This is a genomic window from Synechococcus sp. H55.2 (genome assembly GCF_047462495.1).
Taxonomy (GTDB): Bacteria; Cyanobacteriota; Cyanobacteriia; order Thermostichales; family Thermostichaceae; genus Thermostichus.
In genome coordinates this window covers 31824-33472 of sequence record NZ_JANSJH010000017.1, presented here as the reverse complement: position 1 = coordinate 33472, position 1649 = coordinate 31824, and the positions used below count along the sequence as shown (strand labels likewise).

The 1649-nt window shown below is 62.0% G+C and carries 2 protein-coding genes; one reads left to right on the top strand and one right to left on the bottom strand.

All coding sequences use genetic code 11. From position 1 onward, the window contains the following. The coding region (locus tag NW844_RS03910) for an STAS domain-containing protein (protein ID WP_414333657.1) at positions 1-300 on the bottom strand (300 nt) is incomplete at its 3' end. 114 nt (positions 301-414) lie between these two features. Between NW844_RS03910 and NW844_RS03905 the strand changes: the two genes are divergently transcribed. Beyond that, entirely contained in the window at positions 415-1596 is a 1182-nt protein-coding gene (locus NW844_RS03905) for a glycosyltransferase family 2 protein (RefSeq protein WP_414333656.1), read from the top strand. The last annotated feature ends 53 nt before the right edge of the window (positions 1597-1649 follow it).

The following is a 1649-nucleotide window of genomic DNA, read 5'->3' as shown; positions in this document are numbered from 1 at the left end:
GATCTCAAAAAGAGAATCCAGATGGGTAACCTTGAGAACCAGCTTGGCTTGTTCTCCTAAGCCGCAGAGCTTGAGATGACAGCCGGCGGGAGTACAGGTGCGTCTTGCCCACACCAAAGCCGACACCCCCATGCTGTCGAGCAGCGTAACCTGGCTTAGATCCAGTAAGAGGTGTTTGGGTTTCTCGGCAAGAATTTGGCCCAGCTCTTTCCGCACCAAAGCGGGATCCAGCTTTCCTGCCGGAAGCTTGACCAGGGTGACAAGGGATCCCTTGGGGCTGAGCTGGGTGGAAACATCCACAAAGGGCTGAGAAAGTCAAGGTCGGGAGCCACATTGATTCTGAACCAAAGTCGCCGGGTTGGGTTCCGCCGGGCAACTTTTGTTTGATTTGTTTGAGGTGGGAAGGTAGCTCCAATGGATACGCACGGGATCCCGATGGGGGATGCGGCTGCCCTGATTTTGCTGGCCCTGCAGCTGCCAATGGTGGCGGTGTTGCTGGCGCGGCTGCTGCCGTCTTTGTGGCGTCCTTCCCCTCTGCCCCCTGGCCAAGCGGGGATCCCCTTCCCGCCGGGCCTGGTCAGCGTCCTACTGCCCACCCTCAACGAAGCCAAGCGCCTGGATCCCTGCCTGGAAGGGCTGCACCGCCAGGGAGCGGTTGTGCGCGAGGTGCTGGTGGTGGATAGCCGCTCCCAGGATGGCACCCGCGAGAAAGTGCTGCAGATGGCCGAGCGGGATCCCCGCTTTCGCCTCTTGACCGACGATCCCCTGCCCAGTGGCTGGGTAGGTCGTCCCTGGGCGTTGCACTATGGATTTCTCCAATCGGATCCCGCCTCTGAGTGGATCCTGGGTATTGATGCCGATACCCGCCCCCAGCCGGTCCTGGTAGAGCGCTTGCTGGAAACTGCCCAGGCCAACCAGCTGGATCTCATCACCCTGGCGCCGCAGTTTATCTTGGAGCACTGGGGAGAAGCTTGGCTGCAGCCGGCTCTTTTGACAACCCTGATCTACCGCTATGGGGCGGCAGGGGACACGGCTGCTCTGCCGGAGCGGACGATGGCCAATGGGCAGTGCATGTTGGTGCGCCGCTCGGTGCTGGAAGCCATGAACGGCTACACGCTGGCGCGGGCTTCCTTTTGCGACGACGTCACCCTGGTGCGGCAGATCGCGGCAGCCGGCTTTAAGGTAGCTTTCTGCGATGGTCGGCACCTGCTCAAGGTGCGCATGTACACTTCTTTTGGCGAAACTTGGCGGGAGTGGGGCCGATCCCTGGATTTGAAAGACGCCACTCCCAGAGCTCAGCTGTGGGGGGATATCGCCCTGCTGGCGCTCACCCAAGGGATCCCGGTCTTGGCGGTTGGGGGGCTGGGGATCAAGGCCGGGATGGGGTTGCCCTTTTCCCTAACAGAGCAGGTTCTGTTGGGGCTAAACCTAGGCCTACTCGCCCTGCGCTTGGGCGTGCTGGCGGGCATTCGCGGCTCCTACCAGGATCCCCCCTGGACATTCTGGGCTTCGCCGCTGGCCGATCCCTTGGCTGTCCTGCGGGTGATCTTGTCGGCCCTCAGTCGCCCCCGCTCTTGGCGCGGGCGCACCTACTAGTCGATTGCCTCAGGATCGACGCCCAACTCCCGCAATTTTGCGGCTAGGCGCTG